The organism is Paenibacillus sp. P4_A7 (assembly GCF_056402455.1).
In genome coordinates, this window is the sequence record NZ_JBFUHJ010000049.1 from 24,035 (window position 1) to 40,644 (window position 16,610).

A 16,610-nucleotide genomic window follows, 5' to 3' on the forward strand; every position below is an offset into this window, starting at 1 on the left:
GCGGTGTAAATGATGTCTTTTCGCGTAACGCAATCTATGATGAATACGCAACTACTGCGTAATATATCTAATAATATGGGACGTATGAACAACCTTCAAAATCAACTTTCTACGGGAATGAAGATTAACAAACCATCAGATGACCCGGTAGGTATCACATTTGCACTTCGCTATCGGAGTGAATTGGATTCAAATGATCAATATATCGAAAATGTAAGTTCCTCTTTATCGATGCTAGAATATACGGATACCTCCATAGGACAAGCTGGGGATATTATGCAGAAAGCAAGAGAGTTATTGGTCCAGGGAGCCAATGGGACGTATGACCAGACAAGCCTAGATGCTATGAAAGTCGAAATCTCGCAGTTATATAATCAGATGGTTGAAATAGGCAACAGTCAATTTAATGGGAAACAAGTATTTAATGGTGAATTAACGGGTGACAAGCCATATCCAACGATGGGAGTAGATGGTACAGTTGATTTAGCAGCTGATCCACCGTTGCTGAAGGCTTTTCAAGTTAGCTCTGATACCGGCTCCATTAAATATGAATTGGGCGCGGGTGTGAGGCTAGGAGTTAATATAACTGGGAATGAAGTTTTTGGTGAAGGAATATCTCCAACAGCGACTCAAGCCGAAATAGAAGGCAGTGACAATGTCTTTTCACTTCTTCAGCGTGCACATGATATGTTGGGTGCGGGTGATCAAGCTGGGGTTTCTAAATTGCTTGGACAAGTGGATACTCGTATGAATAGTATGCTTACAAAACGTGCAGAAGTCGGCGCAAAAGTAAATCGAGTTGAAATTATTCAAAATCGTTTGGATGACATTACGATTAATCTGAAAACCGTTCAAGCGAAAACCGAAGATGCAGATATGTCAGAAGTGATCACTAACATGAAAACAGAAGAAAATGTGTATCAAGCCTCTTTATCTGTTGGAGCACAGCTTATACGTCCAAGCTTGGTCGATTTCTTGAGATAGGGGAGGGCTAAATGCAATTTCCTCAAATTCAAATACATCTGCAGCATGCTAAGCTTTATATTGACGCCGATATTGGAAAACAGCATATTGAGCAGCCACAAGCTACAGTGGACATGGAACAAATAAAACCAGAACAACATTTCCGAACGACCAGAGGGCGGTTGGAAGTTAATCAAGACCGTGCTTGGGATGCTTTAGCACTAGGGAATAGTTTGGAAACGATGAGCAAAATATATTCAAAATCTTCAGACATTGCGCTGCAGGGAATTGCACGTATTGTTCAGAAAGGTGATCAGATGGCGTCTATTCATTTAGGAGGAAATGCTATCGCTCAGATGGCTCGAGACTGGAACCGAAGTTTCCCTGAATTCGATTTTAGCGGTGAAGCCTCCTATGATAACGTTGATCTTCACTATACGCCTAGCGAGCTTTCTATTGATACAACTCCAGGTCGTGTGAATATAGATGTACAAGTGAATAAGCCTATTCACGAATATGAGCGTGGCAAGCTGGATATCTATATGAGTCAATATCCTAAAGTGGATATTATCCCGCCACAAATAGAACAATTTGTTTAGATGTCCATTGTTTGAAACTATAGATCGTCTGCGTTTGACGCATGAGATCTATAGTTTTTATTTTCATAAAAGGGAAGCTTAATATAGGAGGTTATATAATGGATACAGAGTTATTTATTTATCAGTTCGAGCATGGCATACCTGGTTTTGAGCATTTGAATCAATTTTATTTCGAGGAGGTAGGCGATGACCTGCCAATGAAGCTTATGAGAGCTGTTGAAGATCCAGATTTATCATTGCTGGTTGCAAGTCCATTTATATTTTATCCCGATTATGAATGGGAACTTTCGGATACCATTAAACAAGAGCTTCGTATTAATAATGAAGAAGATGTCGAAGTATGGTCTATTATAACGGTACCATCTGATCTAGCGAATGCGACAATTAATTTACTTGCACCAATTGTGTTAAATAGCAGAACAAAACTAGGGAAACAGCTTATTCTTCATGATCATACATACAACTCACGAGCTCCGCTAAATCGAACATAGGGAGGAAGTCAGGCTATGCTTGTTTTATCACGAAAAAGTAATGAGTCCATCATGATTGGGACGAATATTGAAATAATCGTCTTAGGTGTAGAAGGCGACAATGTTAAATTAGGCATACGTGCACCGAAGGAAGTTGACATCTATCGCAAAGAAATTTATATGGTCATTCAAGAGGAAAACCGTTCGGCAGCCACAAGTTCAGTATCTTTCGAGGACGTTTCAAAATTGTTTAAAAAATAAATCTTTTTTTTGAAAAAGCTATAAACAATTGAGTGGGAATTCCGATAAATATATTAGCGCGATAATAGGACGGCCGAACTATTATCGTAAGCTTCCGCAAGGATGCGGAAATACGAAAATTTCAAGGAGGAAATATCAATGATTATTAACCACAATATCGCAGCTTTGAACACTCACCGTCAGTTATCTAGCAACACTGCAGCAACAGGAAAGTCCATCGAAAAATTGTCTTCAGGCCTTCGCATCAACCGTGCAGGTGACGATGCAGCTGGTCTTGCAATTTCCGAGAAAATGCGTGGTCAAATCCGTGGTTTGGACATGGCAGCTAAGAACGGTCAAGATGGAATCTCTTTGATTCAAACGGCTGAGGGTGCTTTGAACGAAACTCACTCAATTCTTCAACGTATGCGTGAACTAGCTGTACAATCAGGTAATGATACAAATACAGATACAGATCGTGGTGAACTTCAAAAAGAGATCACTCAATTGAAAGAAGAAATTGATCGTATTGGTAACACGACTGAGTTCAATACGAAGAAGCTTCTTGATGGACGTTCTGGTAAAAATGCTTTGGTGACTGGCTCCACAGGTACAGGCGGCGCTGCAGCAGTACTCTCTACTGGTGCAAATGCAATTGGTGGAACATATACGGGTCTTACGGTTACTACAGCAGCAACTAAAACATCTGTAGCCGCAGGTGCAGATGTTACAACAGTAAATACTACTGATACAAACCTAGTACTTAATGATATTACTTTCAATTTTGCAAAAGATGCAACTGCAGCAGATATGGCTTCTGCTATCAACGCAAAATCTAAAGAACTTGGATTTACCGCTACAGTAACTGGTGCTGGTTTGACATTTGCTGCTAATGACTTTGGTTCAGGTTATACATTGAATGTAGCAGGTACAGCTAAAACAGTTGTAGGTGTACCAACTGCAGGTAAAGATGCAATCATTACTACTGGCCTGCCAGCTGGTGTTACAGCTTCAGTAAGTGACTCTAAGCATGGTTCAGTTGTAACGCTTAAGGGCGGTGCTCTAGATGGTACTGTAATCAATACTGCAGGAATTACTGCAGGCGATACTTTTGAATTGACAGTTGCTGACAATAGCCTTGATTTCCAAATCGGTGCAAATGAAGGTCAAAAAATTAATGTTTCAGTACAAGATATGCGTGCTGGTGCACTAGGTATTGACAAGATTGACGTAAGCAGTGCAACTACTGCTAGTGCAGCAATTACAACAATCAACAATGCTCTTGAAAAAGTATCTGGCGAGCGTTCAAAATTGGGTGCTTACCAAAACCGTCTTGAGCACACAATCAACAACTTGAATACTTCTTCCGAGAACCTGACTGCTGCTGAATCTCGTGTACGTGACGTAGATATGGCAAAAGAAATGATGAACCAAACGAAGAACAGTATCCTTGCTCAAGCTGCACAAGCTATGCTTGCACAAGCTAACCAGCAGCCACAAGGCGTACTTCAATTGCTTCGTTAATCTTAACGAATTTCAAGGAGATCCTAGACTATCTAGGGTCTCTTTTCTTTTGAGAAGAACGATTTAAAGGGAACTGATAACATATATCATATTTTAAAGCATACATGCGTTTTATGTGAGCTAACATTATGGCTTCTCTTAGGAGAGGTTCTATTTTCGAATAAAAGTATCAGTTTTAGAGGTATTCTATTTTATCAAATCTACTAAACTATACTTTGTTTCAATCCGATAGTATTAGTAGTAGATGTAATTGGAGTGTTTGTAGATGATAAGAACTAACTAGGAGGGGTAATATGGTAAGCTCAATCCGTATGGGAGGCTTAGTCTCAGGTCTTGATACAGAATCTATTGTTAAAAATTTGATGAAAGCAGAGAAGGCTCCACTAAATAAACTTGTTCAGAAGAAGCAAAGCGAGGAATGGAGACGCGACCAATTCAGAGAGATGAATGCTCTCTTATTTGACCTAAAGAACAAAACTTTTGATATGAAACTTCAGGGAACCTATCAGAAGAAGGTTCTATCCTCCAATAATGATACTATCGTGTCAGCTAAACAAAAAGGAACCCCAGGCGCAACGACATATAATGTGAATGTAACAGACCTTCCTGTACCTGCAAAGGCAGCTTCCGTGAAATTTACTGCCAAAGATGTGAAGGATGGAACTACTCCAATTGGCGGTGATGCATTTGATTTTAAGATCGGGTCAGCAACTGGATCATCCACTATTAATGTAACTGCAACTGACACTATTAGCAGTATAATAGCTAAAGTTAATGCTGTTTCATCGACAACGGGTGTTACTGCTAATTATCTACAAGATGACAAATCAATAACTTTTACAACAACGACTAGTGGTGACAGCTCTACTATCTCTATTGATCCTGTTATCGGTGCTGATTTTGATGCCAGTAATAAGCTTGGATTATCTAAGGTTATGATTAATAAAAATTCAGCTGCTATATTTGATCCACTTTATAAATATCAAATCCAGGTCCCAAAGGACGCTAAATTGGCAACCGTAAATATTAATGGTATCCCTTACAAAGTTAATAGTTCAACTTTTACATTTGATGGCGTTGAATTCAACATTAAGGCTATAGGATCTACTCAAATCAATTTAAAACCAGATGAAGATGCTATATACAAATCCATTAAAGAGTATGTAGATAAATACAACGAAATTATAGCTAAGATTAATAAAAAAGTAGATGAAAGCACCAGTAAGGGATATAAACCTTTATTGGCTGAAGAGAAAGAAGCAATGTCGGATAAACAAATTGAACTATGGGAAGAAAAGGCGAAAAGCGGCTTATTAAGTCAAGATTCTACACTCTCAAATGCCCTATCGCAAATGCGCCTATCACTAGTATCCAAAGTAAACGGTACCGGTATAGACACGAAATATGATAGCCTCAGTGAAATTGGAATAACATCGGGTGATTATACGGAGAATGGAAAGCTATATATTAGCGAATCGAAACTGCGTAAAGCTATTTCCGAGAATGGAAGTGGTGTAATGGAGCTGTTCACAAAAGTGAGCACTTCAGCAGATGCGACTTCGAAATTTAGTGAAAGCGGACTTGCCCAACGTATGTACGACCAAATTACCACTACTATGACCAAACTAACTGATAAAGCAGGTAGTATTGCTTCACTTGTAGATAAAAGTGTAATAGGCGAGGGATTGAATAAAATTAATAAGCAGATAAGTAGTTGGGAAACTCGTCTTGCTAAAACCGAAAATCGATATTGGGCTAAATTCACTGCTATGGAAACGGCGATGAGTAAAGCAAACTCACAGAGTAGTTGGTTAACACAGCAAATGGGTTAAGAATGTTAAAAAATGTAGTTACTAGGAAGCAAGTTATGAGTCTGTCCAAGCAATAGGTGTAGAAGGAGAGGAAGTAATGACCGAGGATACCTCTCTAGATTCTCTGCTAAACGACTTCTTGTTATGTACGCTTTCCTTAGAGAAGAGCGTGTTAGAAGATGAGAGTGAGCCAGAGGAATGGATAGAACTTCTGGATAATAGACAGGCTGTTATGGAAAGTTTGTCAAGTCTATTAGCACAGGGGATTCCATTAACAGAAGCTCAGAAAAAAAACTATCTTCAGCCAGCTTATGAAGTGGATCAGATGATAGTTCCAATCATGGAACGTAAGAAAAAAAAGCTGGAATCCGATTTTGTGAATTTAAAAAAGAGTCAAGCGATCAATCAACAATATGGGGAGTCCGGTAATACGTATTCTGCATATGGTGCATTTTTTGATAAAAAGAAATAGACGAAATTATAGGGCTTCTTTTGAAGAGGCCTTATTTTTGTTCACTAATCTAAGTATGTCAAGGAATCAGAGTCCTATTTTTAATCTTCCTCTAATCTATTTACAAATAATAACCGATATATGAATTAGAATATAATCGTTGGAGGATTGATTTGTGATGAGCATGAATACACCGATCACGGGAACGAGTAACTCTGTTGATCGTGTAGCTCCAGTAAGCAAATCCAAGGAAATTATTAAGGAAACTACGCCTCAAACTTCAGAAGCAATATCTACTATTACGAGTATAAGTGACCTTAAAACAGCTGGATTGCGTGGAGAGCATTACACGGTGAGTGACGAGCAGCTAGTTAAAGCAATTGACCGAGCTATTAAATCAATGCAAGGTAAAGCTACCAACCTAGAGTTTACGGTCCATGAGCAGACGAAATTGATTGCGGTGAAAGTAATTGATAGTGAGTCTGGGGAAATCATAAAAGAAATCCCTCCAGAGAAAACACTGGATTTTGTCGCAAAACTATGGGAAATGGCCGGAATTTTAATAGACGAAAAGCGATAATTAATATTATTTAGTTAAGAAGTTTACGTACAATGGTTAAATGAATACTCAAAGTAATTGCCTAACTCAGCAATTAAGTTCATAGGAGGATACAGCATGCAATTACAACAACAGCGCAATAAATACTTGGAAACAACGATTCAGACAGCATCACCGGCACAATTACTTATTATGCTCTATGATGGAGCGATCCGTTTTTGTAGACAAGGTATTGAAGCGATAAAAGGAAATAATTACTCAGAGGCGAATACAAATTTACTGAAGGTACAGGATATCATCAGTGAATTTATTATTACCATTGATCGCTCATCCCCAATCTCTGAGAACCTCCTGAACATGTATGAATATATCAACATGCGTCTAATCGAAGCGAATTTGAAAAAAGATATAGAGCCAGCTGAAGAAGTTCTTGGCCATCTCCTTGAATTGAAGGAAACATGGTACCAAGCGGCCAAACAATCTAATCAGCAAGCAGGACAAGCCAATGGAAGCTCTTATAAGCAATCCCAGTCAACTGTGGTCTAAAAAACGTAGAGCTAAAGTAACTCAATGGATATAGACTATCCAAGTCCATTTACGAGTAAACTACATAAACAGATGATATTAGCTGCCCCCTTGGGTGGCTTTATTTTTTTATATAATGAATATTTAATATTAAAAGTAGTAGAGAGTAGTGTATATAATTTGCAAATTATTCTTAAATTTCGACACAATCCGTCACCCCAAATCCCTTACCCCATCTAAATGAATTCGCTTACAATAAATAGTTTGACAATTCCGTTATGTGGGTGCTATAGTCAAATTGTGGGATATACATTGAGATGTCTCACAGCATTTGAAGATGAAGGGAATGTTTGCACATGCAAGGTAAAGTTAAATGGTTTAACGCGGAAAAGGGTTATGGATTTATCGAGACTGAGCAAGGCGGCGACGTATTTGTTCATTTCTCCGCTATCCAAACTGAGGGTTTCAAGACTCTTGAAGAAGGCCAATCCGTTGAATTCGATATCGTCGAAGGCGCTCGCGGACCACAGGCTGCTAACGTAGTCAAACTGTAATCATCAGGCTATTGTAGCCACATTATAGGATGCACAATTGATAAGTAATAACGACAGAGCTCCGGGAAACCGGAGCTTTTTTTGATCCTGCTTCATGTAGTCGATCCGCCAGCTCCTTTAAAAAACTAGTACTATTATAATGTTATCTGAATATTCTAAATAAACTAAAAAAATTTTGATTTAGGTCGTTACATATGATATAATAAGAGCATGTAAAGGAGGAGTTCCCCATGAAATACAACATTCGAGGTCAACACTTTCAAGTCACAGATTCATTGAGAGACTACGTCGAAAAGAAACTCAGCCGATTGGATAAATACTTTGAAGCACCGATCAACTCCGATATTAACGTGACACTATCTGTCACAAAAGGGAAACACACAGTAGAGGTAACGATACCGCTCACCGGCGTCATGCTAAGAGCCGAGGAGAAGGGCGAGGATATGTACGCTTCCATTGATCTGGTTGTGGACAAACTCGAACGACAAATACGTAAACATAAAACAAAAGTTAATCGCAAATTCCGTCAAGGAAGCGGTGTACGCGCCTTGTTTAGGGAAGAAGGCTCTGCAGTAGGTGTTCTAGAAGAGGAAGATGAACTGGAACTCGTACGTACGAAGCGTTTTGCTCTGAAGCCAATGGACGTGGAAGAAGCGATTTTACAAATGAATATGGTAGGACATAACTTTTTCGTATTCGCGAATGTAGACAATAAAGAGGTTAACGTCGTATACAAACGCAGTGATGGAAAGTATGGTTTAATCGAACAAGATTAGCAGCACTCATCCATAAACCAGTGGGCCTTTTCTCCAATTTGGAGAGGGCCTTTTTCTTTTCCGAGAGCACTCGTTGCGGGGATGTCTACAAACTGTTACAATTTAAGGCAAAGAGGCGTAAACACGAAAGGGGAACACTATGCTCGGACTAGTGAAAAAAATATTCGGTGACCCAAACGAGCGCGAGGTTAAACGGCTCCAGCGTACGGTAGACGAGATAAATGCCATAGAATCAAAATTTACAGGACTATCTGATGACGCGCTTCGTGCGAAGACGGATGAATTTAAAGCAAGAATTGAAAAAGGCGAGACGCTGGAAAAAATTCTTCCTGAAGCTTTTGCAACGGTAAGAGAAGCGTCAAAGCGGACCCTTGGCATGCGTCATTTTGACGTACAGCTAATGGGCGGGATTGTGCTTCATGAAGGCACGATTGCGGAGATGAGAACAGGTGAAGGTAAAACGCTTGTTGCAACGCTCCCTGTCTATTTAAATGCTTTGCTCGGCAAAGGTATTCATGTCGTAACGGTCAATAATTACTTGGCACAGCGCGATAGCGAGATGATGGCACAGCTTTACAACTTCCTTGGGATGTCCGTTGGATGTAACCTGCATGGTTTGTCACATGACGAGAAGCAAGAGGCTTACGCATGTGATATTACGTATGGTACAAACAATGAATTCGGTTTCGATTATTTGCGTGATAATATGGTGCTTTACAGTGAACAAATGGTACAGCGTCCACTTTACTACGCTATTATCGATGAAGTGGATTCCATTCTTGTCGATGAGGCGCGGACTCCGCTTATTATTTCCGGACAAGCTGCTAAGTCTACGGAGCTTTATTTTGCCGCAGATCGCTTTGTAAGCCGTTTGAAGGCTGAAGAGGACTATTTGATTGATATTAAAGTACGAAGCGTTATGCTGACTGAAGCAGGCGTTGAGAAGGCTGAGCGTGCTTTTCAAATTGAGAATTTATTTGACCATGATAACGTGACTATTAATCACCACATACAGCAGGGCTTGAAAGCAAACTTTATTATGAAACGTGATGTCGATTACGTCGTGGAAGAGGACGAAGTCGTCATTGTTGATGAATTCACTGGACGTTTGATGTCTGGACGCCGCTACAGTGATGGTCTACATCAAGCTATTGAAGCGAAGGAAGAGTTGAAGGTTCAGAACGAAAGCATGACCCTAGCAACGATCACGTTCCAGAACTACTTCCGTATGTACCGTAAGCTAGCAGGTATGACCGGTACGGCGAAGACAGAGGAAGAAGAGTTCAAGCGTATTTATGGTCTTGAAGTTATTCAAGTTCCTACAAACCGCTCGATGATTCGTAAGGATATTGCTGACGTTGTGTACAAAACCGAAAAAGGCAAATTTAATGCAGTTGTTGATGAAATCGTTGAACGCCACAGTAAAAATCAACCGGTGTTAGTAGGTACGATCTCCATTGAGAACTCAGAGAAGCTTTCTGACATGCTTAAACGCAAGGGAGTTACCCATAAAGTACTAAACGCGAAGTTCCATGCGGAGGAAGCGGAAATTATTTCACGTGCCGGACAAGCTAGTTCTGTAACGATAGCAACAAATATGGCTGGACGTGGTACTGATATTTTGCTGGGCGATTCGGTAGCAGATACAGGCGGCTTGCACATTATTGGTACAGAACGTCATGAGAGCCGTCGGATTGACAACCAGCTCCGTGGTCGTGCTGGACGTCAAGGTGATCCTGGGTCATCCCAGTTCTACTTATCCTTGGAGGATGAGCTAATGCGTCGTTTTGGCTCTGAGAACATTATGGGCATGATGGATAAGCTTGGATTGGACGAGGATCAACCGATTGAGAGCCGAATGATCTCGAAAGCGATTGAGTCTGCGCAAAAACGTGTTGAGGGCAACAACTTTGATATTCGGAAGGTTGTCTTGCAATATGATGATGTGATGAACCAACAGCGTGAGATTATTTACAAGCAACGCCGTGATATTCTTGGCTCTGATAATATCCGCAAGGAAGTAATGGATATGCTTACGCCGGTTATAGATCGTATTGTAGAAGCACATACCTCGGAGGATATTCCAGAGGAATGGGATTTGCAGGCGATTGTTGATTATGCGCACGCAACCTTCCTGAACGAAGGCTCATTGACCAAAGATATGCTTTGGGGCAAAGAGAAGGATGAGATCACACAATTTATTCAAAAACATGTCGTTGAATTTTATGATCAACGCGAGGCTGAGCTCGGAGAAGAGACCATGCGCGAGTTCGAGAAGGTCGTTGTGCTCCGTGCAGTAGACAGTAAATGGATGGATCACATCGATGCGATGGATCAATTACGTCAAGGTATCCATTTACGCGCATACGGTGGAACAGATCCACTTCGCGAATATCAATTCGAAGGCTTCGAGATGTTTAAGGAAATGATCGAGAACATCCAAGAGGAAGTTGCAAAATATATTATGAAGGCTCGTGTTGAAAGTAACCTAGAGCGTCAAGAGGTAGCTAAGGGCCAAACAACGACAACTAGTGGCGGTGGCGAGGCGCAAGAAAAGCGTCCAGCTAAGCGTGACGACCGTGTTGGCCGTAACGATGCTTGTCCATGTGGCAGTGGTAAGAAGTATAAGCAATGCCACGGTAAATAAAGAACGGCATTGCACGAATGAGCATATGGTAAATAGATGAATGACTATTTTGAGGTGAAGCTGAGGTTATGATAGACATAACGGTGAAACAAGACCTGCGTGAAATGGCCAAGCGGCTCCAAGAGCTCAGGGGGTCTCTTTGACTTAGATCTTAAGCAAGAGATCATTGCCAATTTCGAAGAGAAGATGACGTATCCAGACTTCTGGGATGACAACGAGCGTGCGCAAGGCGTTATTTCTGAGTTGAATGCAGTTAAGTCAGTCGTTGATCATTATGATGGGCTTAATACGGAGCAGGAAGACTTACAGATGATGCTTGAACTGGCTGAAGAGGAAAGTGACGAATCACTTGCTGCGGATGTCGTAAGCGGTGTGCAGGAGTTATTGCGTAAGGTAAATGAATTCGAGCTGCAGCTGCTGCTGAATCAGCCTTACGACAAGCTGAATGCAATCGTCGAGCTTCATCCTGGTGCGGGCGGCACGGAGTCTCAGGATTGGGGACTAATGCTATACCGGATGTATACGCGCTGGGCGGAGAAACGCGGCTTCAAGGTCGATTTGCTCGATTATTTGCCTGGTGACGAGGCCGGCATTAAGAGCGTTACTATTTTGGTAAAAGGCTATAATGCTTATGGCTACTTGAAGGCAGAGAAAGGCGTGCATCGGCTCGTTCGAATCTCGCCTTTCGATTCAGCGGGTCGCCGCCATACTTCATTTGCATCCTTGGACGTTATCCCTGAAATCAACGACGATATCGAGATTGAGGTTCGTACGGAGGATTTGAAGGTGGATACGTACAGGGCGAGCGGAGCGGGTGGTCAGCACGTCAACAAGACGGAGTCAGCGATTCGGATAACGCATATGCCTACAGGCATTGTTTGTGCGTCCCAGCAGGAAAGATCGCAAATTAAAAACCGTGAGATAGCGATGAAGATGCTTCGCTCCAAGCTTTACGAGCGGAAGATCGAAGAACAGCAGAAGCATTTGGCGGAAATTCGCGGTGACCAGTCTGAAATCGCTTGGGGCAGTCAAATCAGATCGTATGTTTTCCATCCATACAGCATGGTGAAGGATCATCGTACGTCTGTGGAGACAGGTAATGTTGGAGCGGTTATGGACGGCGATATCGATCAGTTTATTGATGGATATTTACGTCATCAGATTCGTCATGACTAACACTAAAGTGTAGTATTTGTAATAAGTGATAACTAGTATAGATAACAAGCATAGCTTTAGGGAAAAGGAGAAGAGTTTCAACACTGTTTGGTGTTGGGCTCTTCTTTTTGTGAGAAGTGAGCTACTGAATGGATGAGGAGTTAGAGAAAATGACAGGTACTCCTGTAAAACGAAAAAAAGGTAGTCGCAGCCTAAGTCCGCGATCACAGAGAATTGCGAGCATTATTTGGCTTATTATTGGGTCGTTTATCGTGGCGGCCAGCTTCAATATGTTTATGGTTCCTAACGGAATTGCATCCGGTGGAGTTTCTGGTATTTCGATTTTGGTACATCGGACGTTGGGGATTTTGCCAGCTCTGACGCAATGGGCGATCAATATTCCGCTATTCATTGTAGGATTCATACTGCTCGGTAAAAGATTTGGAGCGAAAACAGCGTTAGGCTCGGTCGTGCTGCCCTTGTTCGTCTTGCTTACGGATAGTTGGCCTTCACCAACGGATAATCCTTTGCTGGCGGCTATTTACGGCGGTATCGGGGTTGGCTTGGGGCTTGGTCTTGTTTTTCGTGGAGGTGCTTCCACTGGAGGATTAGATTTGGCCGCGCAAATTCTCCATCGCTATACGGGATTGCCGCTCAGCTTGGCGGTTGTTTGTTTTGATGGGACCGTTATTATCGCTACAGRCTTTATCATCTCGCCGGAGGTTGCGCTCTACGCCCTTATCGGGTTATTTGTGACAAGCAAAACGATTGATTTTATTCAAAGTGGTTTACAGCTTTCGAAAGTTGCTTTTATTATAAGTGATAAATCTGAAGCTGTTGCAGAGTCTATTTTGAACGATCTGGATCGTGGGCTTACACAGCTCGATGGGCATGGTGGTTATACGGGAGCAGGGAAAACGGTGCTGATGGTCGTTGTCGGTCAGAATGAGGTGCCGAAGCTGAAGCAGCTCGTGCGAGCGATCGATTCAGGTGCTTTCGTTATTATTAGTAATACGGCTGAGGTGCTAGGGCAGGGGTTTAAGCTGGAAAACTAATGTGAGTAAGGCTAAGTGTATGATGGGTACAAGTGTAAGGTGAAAAATTATTTAGGATGAGCGGTTTAGCGGAATTACTCTGGTTTTCTGAGTAGGGATGCTAATGGGGATGCAACTATATAAGTACAAGAAGGATACAAGGTAATGAGCTTATGAGCTTGGGTTTTGGCTTGTATCCTTTAATAAAATCAGGTTTTGGAATGCTTTTGAACAACAGTTAGGGGGAGATCCAGGGTGTCAGCTATCTCTGCAGGTTCAAGCCCTTTATTCAATAGCTTGCGAATAATGAGTTGACGTTCTTCTTCTTTGCCCTCTCTTTTCCCTTCTTTTCTGCCTGCTTCTATACCTTCTTCACGACCTTCTTCGTACCCCCAACGCTTCCACGCGGGCATTAGCTCCATAATCGTCACCTCATCTTCTGGGTATTGTTCACTCAACTCACGTAGAAGGGAATCATCTTGTTCTTTATCAGGCACAAAATATAAGTCAGCTATAGACATGATTAATGCAAGGCGCGCTTGATCTAGCTGCTTTTGAAGTCTTAATATCATTTTCAAATAGGCTAGACGAACGGAACGCTTCTCTTCCTTAGTATACCCCATTTTAGCCAAAAGTGCCGCAGCTACTGGATTATTAGAGTCCACAAATTGTCGCCAGTTTTGCTTGAAGAGTTCAACTTTTAAAAACTGGAAATGTAGGATTGTGTGCTCCGGTATTTCCATCGAGAGAATGTTTTTTTCATCTCGAACTTCGTCCATCGTAAAAATAGCAATTGGAATAATAAGTTTATGCTCTTTCCGGTGTCGCTCAAACAAACGACTGAAATAGATAAACATCCTCTCGTTAAAATCAACTTCCTTGTAAGATTGTGCTTCTAAATGAATAAGTACATAGGCATCGAGTGATTTATAGCGAGTTTCAACTAATAAATCGAGACTGCGCCGCTCCTCACCGACAACATCAACCAGCAGTTCTTGCATCAGAAGCTTAGTATGACTGTGATCTAGCAGATGATTTACATTTGGGAAGAATAACTCAATAAAGTCTGAGAAAAAGGTTTGCAGCAATTTTTTGAAAGCTTCGTCGTGGGGGATGTTTGGCTTCTTCTCAGCGGACGCCTCGTCATTCAAATAATCATTCCTTTCTTTTGTAAGATAGTGTAATATGAATAAGAACATATGTTCTAATATTTGTTATTTTATCATAGATAGCAAAGAAATAGAAAGTGCTACTTAAGGAATGTCCTCTAGTCCATCCTTGAGGATAATTAATAAAAAAGCGTTAGCTCAGTTCCTAAATACTCATCCATAAAATAAAATTATGCAAGCTCCCCCATGCTAACTTCTACTTAAGACTGTATAAAATTGTTCAAATAATCGAGGTATTTTTACGTTGTATTATTATGAATAGGTATGTATAATAATACGAAACACAACGGATATTTCCATCAACTGCCGAATGATGTACAATTATAAATTGAGGAAGAAGACAACCTTTCCGTTAGCGGGAAGAGCAATAGATGGAACTGTCGCATGCTGGGCCATTTTGGGAGAGGCAGGCACGCTTCGTCCAGTTACGGGGAGAGATAAATATGAGCACAAAGTTGAAAATTGCGATTGTGGGTTCGACTGGTTATGGTGGAGTAGAATTGATGAGGTTGCTTGCTTCTCATCCACTTGCAGAAGTGACTTCGGTCATCTCGTCATCGAGCGCAGGAACACCGATTTCGGAGGGTTACCCGCATTTGACTGGTATTCGCGAGGAACTGCTAGATGATGTTGAGCCGCAAGCTATCAAAGCGAAGGCTGATGTTGTTTTTCTAGCAACTCCAGCAGGCGTGGCGGCTAAGCTTGTACCACAGCTTCTTGAAGTAGGCTTGAGGGTTATTGATTTATCAGGTGATTTCCGCTTGAAATCACAAGCATTGTACGAACAGTGGTACAAGAAGCCGGCAGCTGAGGAAAAATACCTCCAACAAGCTGTTTTCGGGCTCGCTGAGATATACGCTGAACAAGTAGTCGATGCTGATTTTATCTCAAACCCAGGATGTTACCCAACCGCCACATTGCTCGGACTTATTCCGGCTGTGAAAGAGGGCTGGATTGATCCTTCTACTATTATTATTGATGCGAAGTCGGGAGTATCTGGCGCTGGCCGCGGTGCATCACTCGGAACTCATTATTCGGAGCTGAATGAAAACCTCAAGGCGTATAAGCTGAATCAGCATCAGCATGTTCCGGAAATTGAAATGGTTTTATCTGACGTTGCCGCTAAGCCAGTAATCACAACATTTACGACTCATCTTGTTCCAATGACAAGAGGTATTATGTCCACGATGTATGCTACGGTGCATGGTGAGCGCAGCGTTAATGATTTTATAGAGCTTTACCGCTCCTACTATAAAGGACGCAGCTTTGTGCGTATTCGTCCTGAAGGACAATGGCCTTCGACGAAGGAAGTATGGGGTTCAAATTACTGTGACATCGGCTTTGCGGTTGATGAGCGTACGGGACGAGTGACGATTGTTTCTGTTATCGACAATCTGGTCAAAGGCGCGGCAGGTCAAGCCATTCAAAACTTAAATCTCATGATGGGCTGGGATGAAACTTTCGGTTTGCAGTTTGTTCCAGTGTATCCATAAATATTACTTAAATAATAACTGATATTATAAATCCATTTTATACACGTGAAGGGGATACACATTTACTATGGGACAAGAAGCATTGTTCTCAGTCGTCGCAGACGGCTCGATAACTACACCAAAAGGATTCAAAGCAGGCGGACTGTATTGTGGCCTCAAAAAATCCACGCGCCACGATCTAGGGGCAATTGTATGTGAGGTGCCGGCTACTGCAGCTGGAGTATATACGACTAACGCATTCCAAGCAGCACCGATTCAGGTTACTCGCGAGAGCATTGGATCAGGTGGCATATTGCGTGCTGTGCTTGTTAACAGTGGTAACGCGAATGCGTGTACAGGTAAGCAGGGAGATGCGGATGCTTATGAAATGCGGTCACGATTTGCTGAGACGATTGGCGTAACGGTGGATCATGTAGCGGTTGCTTCGACAGGTGTTATTGGTGAGCCGTTGAAGATGGATAAAGTACGCAGCGGCATTGATGGTCTACCTGTGAAGCTGGAAGATAATCGTCAAGGTGCAGATGGCTTCTGCCAAGCGATACTAACAACGGATCTTGTTCAAAAAATGGTATGTGTAGAGCTTGAGCTTGACGGCCAGATTGTCCATGTAGCGGGTGCTGCCAAAGGCTCGGGGATGATT

17 protein-coding genes are annotated in these 16,610 nt (G+C 41.8%); 16 read left to right on the plus strand and 1 reads right to left on the minus strand.

Going from position 1 to position 16,610, the window contains the following annotated elements; genetic code table 11:
* The first annotated feature begins 12 nt into the window (after window positions 1-12).
* The 14 genes from flgL to AC1DWN_RS09915 all read left to right on the plus strand — a co-directional run bounded on the left by flgL (window position 13) and on the right by AC1DWN_RS09915 (window position 13,329).
* Window positions 13-984, plus strand: coding sequence for a flagellar hook-associated protein FlgL (flgL, locus tag AC1DWN_RS09850; RefSeq protein WP_477558737.1), 972 nt, complete (start codon window positions 13-15; stop codon window positions 982-984).
* An 11-nt stretch (window positions 985-995) separates the two neighbouring features.
* Window positions 996-1,562: a DUF6470 family protein gene (locus AC1DWN_RS09855; protein WP_477558723.1), complete on the plus strand. Its 567-nt coding sequence runs from the start codon at window positions 996-998 to the stop codon at window positions 1,560-1,562.
* A 98-nt stretch (window positions 1,563-1,660) separates the two neighbouring features.
* Window positions 1,661-2,053, plus strand: a complete 393-nt coding sequence (gene fliW, locus AC1DWN_RS09860; protein ID WP_477558724.1) for a flagellar assembly protein FliW — start codon at window positions 1,661-1,663, stop codon at window positions 2,051-2,053.
* Between the two features lie 15 nt (window positions 2,054-2,068).
* Window positions 2,069-2,293 (plus strand): carbon storage regulator CsrA, encoded by a 225-nt coding sequence (gene csrA, locus AC1DWN_RS09865; protein WP_477558725.1) that lies wholly within the window; start codon window positions 2,069-2,071, stop codon window positions 2,291-2,293.
* Window positions 2,294-2,431: 138 nt separating this feature from the next.
* Window positions 2,432-3,796 (plus strand): flagellin N-terminal helical domain-containing protein, encoded by a 1,365-nt coding sequence (locus tag AC1DWN_RS09870; RefSeq protein ID WP_477558726.1) that lies wholly within the window; start codon window positions 2,432-2,434, stop codon window positions 3,794-3,796.
* A gap of 293 nt (window positions 3,797-4,089) precedes the next feature.
* Complete coding sequence (fliD, locus tag AC1DWN_RS09875; RefSeq protein WP_477558727.1) at window positions 4,090-5,628, plus strand: flagellar filament capping protein FliD; 1,539 nt, start codon at window positions 4,090-4,092, stop codon at window positions 5,626-5,628.
* A 76-nt stretch (window positions 5,629-5,704) separates the two neighbouring features.
* Window positions 5,705-6,079: a flagellar protein FliT gene (gene fliT, locus AC1DWN_RS09880; protein WP_477558728.1), complete on the plus strand. Its 375-nt coding sequence runs from the start codon at window positions 5,705-5,707 to the stop codon at window positions 6,077-6,079.
* Between the two features lie 157 nt (window positions 6,080-6,236).
* Window positions 6,237-6,638 (plus strand): flagellar protein FlaG, encoded by a 402-nt coding sequence (locus AC1DWN_RS09885; protein ID WP_477558738.1) that lies wholly within the window; start codon window positions 6,237-6,239, stop codon window positions 6,636-6,638.
* A 96-nt stretch (window positions 6,639-6,734) separates the two neighbouring features.
* On the plus strand, window positions 6,735-7,163 hold the full coding sequence (gene fliS, locus AC1DWN_RS09890; protein ID WP_477558729.1) for a flagellar export chaperone FliS: 429 nt from the start codon (window positions 6,735-6,737) through the stop codon (window positions 7,161-7,163).
* Window positions 7,164-7,498: 335 nt separating this feature from the next.
* On the plus strand, window positions 7,499-7,696 hold the full coding sequence (locus AC1DWN_RS09895; protein ID WP_028608231.1) for a cold-shock protein: 198 nt from the start codon (window positions 7,499-7,501) through the stop codon (window positions 7,694-7,696).
* A 230-nt stretch (window positions 7,697-7,926) separates the two neighbouring features.
* The gene (gene hpf, locus AC1DWN_RS09900; RefSeq protein WP_477558730.1) at window positions 7,927-8,472 is read left to right on the plus strand and encodes a ribosome hibernation-promoting factor, HPF/YfiA family; all 546 of its coding nucleotides are present in this window, start codon (window positions 7,927-7,929) and stop codon (window positions 8,470-8,472) included.
* 139 nt (window positions 8,473-8,611) lie between these two features.
* The gene (secA, locus tag AC1DWN_RS09905) at window positions 8,612-11,119 is read left to right on the plus strand and encodes a preprotein translocase subunit SecA (protein ID WP_477558731.1); all 2,508 of its coding nucleotides are present in this window, start codon (window positions 8,612-8,614) and stop codon (window positions 11,117-11,119) included.
* A 68-nt stretch (window positions 11,120-11,187) separates the two neighbouring features.
* Window positions 11,188-12,295, plus strand: a protein-coding gene (gene prfB, locus AC1DWN_RS09910) for a peptide chain release factor 2 (RefSeq protein ID WP_477558732.1) whose coding sequence is annotated in 2 segments (ribosomal slippage) — window positions 11,188-11,259 and window positions 11,261-12,295 — 1,107 coding nt in all. Because the reading frame shifts where the segments join, the coding sequence is not laid out codon by codon here.
* Between the two features lie 128 nt (window positions 12,296-12,423).
* Complete coding sequence (locus AC1DWN_RS09915; protein ID WP_477558733.1) at window positions 12,424-13,329, plus strand: YitT family protein; 906 nt, start codon at window positions 12,424-12,426, stop codon at window positions 13,327-13,329.
* A 188-nt stretch (window positions 13,330-13,517) separates the two neighbouring features.
* On the opposite strand, the gene AC1DWN_RS09920 is transcribed toward AC1DWN_RS09915, so the two are convergent.
* Window positions 13,518-14,459 (minus strand): Rpn family recombination-promoting nuclease/putative transposase, encoded by a 942-nt coding sequence (locus AC1DWN_RS09920; RefSeq protein WP_477558734.1) that lies wholly within the window; start codon window positions 14,457-14,459, stop codon window positions 13,518-13,520.
* A gap of 461 nt (window positions 14,460-14,920) precedes the next feature.
* Here AC1DWN_RS09920 and argC point away from each other — a divergent pair, with 461 nt between their 5' ends.
* Both argC and AC1DWN_RS09930 read left to right on the plus strand, forming a co-directional pair.
* Window positions 14,921-15,970, plus strand: a complete 1,050-nt coding sequence (gene argC, locus AC1DWN_RS09925; RefSeq protein WP_477558735.1) for an N-acetyl-gamma-glutamyl-phosphate reductase — start codon at window positions 14,921-14,923, stop codon at window positions 15,968-15,970.
* A 67-nt stretch (window positions 15,971-16,037) separates the two neighbouring features.
* A partial coding sequence (locus AC1DWN_RS09930) for a bifunctional ornithine acetyltransferase/N-acetylglutamate synthase (RefSeq protein WP_477558736.1) occupies window positions 16,038-16,610 on the plus strand: 573 nt, incomplete at its 3' end.